Here is a 4166-nt window from a genome sequence, read left to right as displayed (position 1 = left end):
CTCAACGTCGTCGACTGGGCCACGCTCACCCAGCGCCGCAACGATCCGCGGCTGTGGGAGATCTTCATCACCCATTCGGGCCTGTTCCCCGAGCCGATGCTGTCGCCGCCGCAACTGGGCGACGGTGCACCAGGTTGGTGGGACTCGCCCGCCAAGAAGGCCTCGCTCAGCGCCTTCAACACCGAGAGCGACCCGGCCAAGCGCGGCGCGTTGTGGGGCAAGGTGCAGCAGGTGGTCTACGACGAGGTGCCCTACATCAGCGTCGGCAAGTTCAACGCCCTCTCGGCCAAGAGCCCCGCGCTGGACAACTACCAACCCACGAACTGGCCGTTCTTCTGGAATGTGAAGATCAAGTAGGAGACGCGCTTGTTCCGTTTCATTGCCTCGCGCTTCGCCGGCATGCTCATCGTGCTGGCCCTCGTGGCGGTGCTGGTCTTCGTGCTCACGCGCGCGGCCTCCGGCGACCCGATCTCGGTGCTGCTGGGCGACCAGGCCACCGCCGCCGACATCGCCCGCGTGCAGAAGGAGTACGGCCTGGACAAGCCACTGCCCGTGCAGTTCGGCTACTGGCTGCGCGAAGTGCTGCAGGGCAACCTGGGCACCTCGATCTTCCTGCAGCGCCCGGTCACGCAGGCGCTGTGGGAGCGCGCCGAGCCCACCACCTTGCTGGCCCTGCTGGCGGTGGCCATCGCGGCGCTCATCGGCGTGCCCTGCGGCATCGTCTCGGCGGTGTTCCGCGCCCGCGCGGTCGACCAGTTCTTCACCGGCATCGCAATGCTCGGCGCCAGCATCCCCAGCTTCTGGCTGGGCATCGTGCTGATCCAGATCTTCGCGGTGTCCTTCGGTTGGTTCCCGGTGTCGGGCTACGGCGCGCCCGATGCGCCGTTTGCCGAGAGATTGCATGCACTGGTGCTGCCGGCCACCGTGCTGGGCCTGCTGAACTCCGCACTCATCATCCGCTTCACGCGCGCCTCGATGCTCGACGTGCTGGGCGAAGACTACGTGCGCACCGCGCGCTCCAAGGGGCTGAGCGAGAGCGTCGTCGTTCTGAAGCACGCGCTGCGCAACGCCCTGGTGCCCATCGTCACCGTGATCGGCCTGACGGTCGCGCTCATGATCGGCGGCGCCGTCATCACCGAGACCGTCTTCGGCCTGCCCGGCGTGGGCAACCTCGTGGTCAATGCCGTGCTGCGGCGCGACTACCCCGTCATTCAAGGCGCGCTGCTCGTGATCGCCGCGATCTATGTGCTCATCAATTTCTCGATCGACCTGCTGTATGCGGTGGTCGATCCGCGCGTGAAGGTCTGAAGATGCGCATGCCTCGAATGCTCCGCCAGCTGATGCACCGCCGCATCGTGATGGTGTCCGCCCTGGTGCTGCTGGTGATCGCCGTGCTCGCTGTCGGTGCGCCGCTGTTCGCGTCGGCCGATCCCAACGACACGGCTGTGCTGCAACGCCTGAAGGCGCCCAGCGCCGAACACCTCTTGGGCACCGATGAACTGGGGCGCGACATGTACGCGCGCATCGTGCACGGCGCGCGCTACTCGCTGGCCATCGCCGCGCTCACCGCCTTGGGCTCCGTCATCGCCGGCACGGTGCTGGGCCTGATGGCCGGTTTCTTCCGCCGCCTCGACGCCCCCCTGATGCGCGTGGTCGACGCCATGATGTCCTTTCCCGACATCCTGCTGGCCATCGCGCTGGTGGCGATCCTCGGCCCCTCGCTGATGAACACCGTGCTCGCGCTGGTGCTGGTCTACACCCCGCGTGTCGCACGCGTGGTGCGGGCCTCGACCCTGGTGGTGCGCGAACTTCTCTTCGTCGAAGCCGTGCGCGCCCTGGGCGTGCGCACCTCGCGCATCCTGTGGCGCCACATCCTGCCCAACCTGATGTCGCCGATCCTCGTGCAGGTGTCGTTCATCTTTGCGTACGCCATCCTGGCCGAGGCTGGCCTGTCGTTCCTCGGCGTCGGCGTGCCGCCCGAGATCCCCACCTGGGGCACCATGGTCGCGGGCAGCCAGCAGTATGCGCACCAGGCCTTCTGGGTCGTGCTGTTCCCGGGGCTGGCGATCATCTTCACGGCGCTGTCGCTGCAGCTGCTGGGCGATGGCGTGCGCGACCTGCTCGATCCGAAGCTCAAGAAGACCTCGTGATGACGAACGCGAACACCACCTCTCAAAGCGCACGCCTCACGGTCACCAACCTGAGCACCAGCTTCCCCACCGAAGACGGCCTGATCCGCTCGGTGGCCGATGTGAGCTTTGCCATCCAGCCCGGCAAGACCACCGCGCTGGTGGGCGAGTCGGGCTCGGGCAAGTCGGTCACCAGCCTCACGCTGATGCGCCTGCTGCCCAAGACCGCGAACGCGCAGGTCAGCGGGTCGGCTTGCTTCGTGACCCGCGAAGGCAAGACGCTGGACCTCCTGCAGATCGGCGAGCCCGCGATGCGCTCGCTGCGCGGCAACCAGCTGTCGATGATCTTCCAGGAGCCCATGACGAGCCTGAACCCGGTCTTCACCATCGGCGAGCAGATCGCCGAGAGCGTGCGCCTGCACAAGGGGCTGGACCGCAAGGCGGCCTTGGCCCACGCGCTGCGCATGCTGGAACTGGTCGAGATCCCGGCCGCGGCCCAGCGCATCCACGAGTACCCGCACCAGCTGTCGGGCGGCATGCGCCAGCGCGTGATGATCGCGCTGGCGATGGCCTGCGACCCGACGCTGCTGATCGCCGACGAACCCACCACAGCCCTGGACGTGACCATCCAGGCGCAGATCCTGGAGCTGATGCGCCGCCTGCAGGCCGAGACGGGGATGAGCATCCTGTTCATCACGCACAACCTGGGCGTGGTGGCGCACCATGCCGACGACGTGGTGGTGCTGTACTCGGGCCGTGTGGTCGAGCAGGCGCCCGTGCGGCCTCTGTTCGCGCAGCCCGAACACCCGTACACGCAGGGCCTGCTGGCCTGCCTGCCGGGCAAGGCACGGGTGCCCGGGCAACCCAAGCCCAAGCGCTTGTTCGCCATTCGCGGGCAGGTGTCCAGTCCGTTGGCGCCGCCGCCGGGCTGTGCCTTCGAGCCGCGCTGCGACCAGGCGCTGGCAAGCTGCAAGGACGCCATGCCGCCGCTGATCGACATCCGCCAGGATCGCCAGGCGCGCTGCGTGCGCGTGCAGCCCGACGCCCAACTCGCGAGGGTCGCATGACCGCTGTTTCTGTTTCCTCTTCTCCTTCTTCCCCGCCCCTCATCGAAGTCCGGGGGCTTAAAAAATACTTCGGCAGCAGCGAGCGCCCCGTGCGCGCGGTGGACGACGTGTCCTTCGCGATCCACCCCGGCGAGACGCTGGGCCTGGTGGGCGAATCAGGCTCGGGCAAGAGCACCATCGGGCGCACCGTGCTGCGGCTGGTCGAGCGCACCGCGGGCCAGGTGCTTTATCGCGGCAACGACATCGGCGGCCTGTCGGGCGAGCGCATGCGCAAGCTGCGCAGCAAGCTGCAGATCATTTTCCAGGACCCGTACGCCAGCCTGAACCCGAAGATGCGCATCAGCGCGATCCTGGGCGAGGCGCTGTCCACGCACGGGCTGCACAAGGGCGCGGCCGCACGCGACAAGCGCATCGCCGAGTTGCTGGAGACGGTGGGCCTGCGTCCCGAGCATGCGAGCCGCTTTCCGCACGAGTTCTCGGGCGGCCAGCGCCAGCGCATCGGCGTGGCGCGCGCGCTGGCGGTAGAGCCGGAGTTCATCGTGGCCGACGAGCCGCTGTCGGCGCTGGATGTGTCGATCCAGTCGCAGGTCATCAACCTGCTGGCGGACCTGCGCGAGCGCCTGGGTCTCACGATGCTGTTCATCTCGCACGACCTGGATGTGGTGGAGTACCTGTGCGACCGCGTGGTGGTGCTGTACCTGGGCAAGGTGATGGAAGTGGCCACCACCGAGGAGCTGTTCGCCAATCCCTCGCACCCCTACACCCGGGCGCTGCTGGCCGCGAGTCCGAAGCCCGACCCCGAAGTTGCCACCGAGCGCATCGCGCTCCAGGGCGACATTCCCAGCCCGATCTCGCCGCCTTCGGGCTGCGTGTTCCGCACGCGCTGTCCGCATGCGATCGAGGCGTGTGCGCAGACGGTGCCGCCTTTGGGGGAGATTTCACCCGCACACTACAGCGCCTGCATCCGCAA

General features: G+C 67.9%; 4 protein-coding genes and 1 pseudogene. All 5 read left to right on the top strand.

The features are described from left to right. Positions 1-357: pseudogene (locus tag ASD34_RS05120) on the top strand (ABC transporter substrate-binding protein); the annotation flags it as partial. A gap of 9 nt (positions 358-366) precedes the next feature. Next, positions 367-1308: an ABC transporter permease gene (locus tag ASD34_RS05115; protein WP_056573703.1), complete on the top strand. Its 942-nt coding sequence runs from the start codon at positions 367-369 to the stop codon at positions 1306-1308. 2 nt (positions 1309-1310) lie between these two features. Continuing rightward, on the top strand, positions 1311-2150 hold the full coding sequence (locus ASD34_RS05110) for an ABC transporter permease (RefSeq protein ID WP_056573701.1): 840 nt from the start codon (positions 1311-1313) through the stop codon (positions 2148-2150). Further along, positions 2150-3196 carry an ABC transporter ATP-binding protein gene (locus tag ASD34_RS05105; protein ID WP_056573698.1) on the top strand — a complete coding sequence of 349 codons (1047 nt, stop codon included), beginning with the start codon at positions 2150-2152 and terminating at the stop codon, positions 3194-3196. The genes ASD34_RS05110 and ASD34_RS05105 overlap by 1 nt, the downstream gene beginning before the upstream one ends. Continuing rightward, on the top strand, positions 3193-4166 hold a 974-nt coding region (locus tag ASD34_RS05100), incomplete at its 3' end, for an ABC transporter ATP-binding protein (RefSeq protein WP_056573706.1). The genes ASD34_RS05105 and ASD34_RS05100, both read left to right, overlap by 4 nt.

The sequence above is a fragment of the Variovorax sp. Root473 genome (assembly GCF_001426505.1).
Classification (GTDB): Bacteria; Pseudomonadota; Gammaproteobacteria; order Burkholderiales; family Burkholderiaceae_C; genus Variovorax.
Note: the sequence above shows the minus strand (reverse complement) of the source record. Positions and strands in the feature narration are given on the sequence as shown.

Coding starts and splice junctions, on each gene's coding strand:
- ASD34_RS05110 (WP_056573701.1), top strand. CDS start 1,311: ATGCGCATGCCTCGAATGCTCCGCCAGCTGATGCACCGCCGCATCGTG.
- ASD34_RS05105 (WP_056573698.1), top strand. CDS start 2,150: ATGACGAACGCGAACACCACCTCTCAAAGCGCACGCCTCACGGTCACC.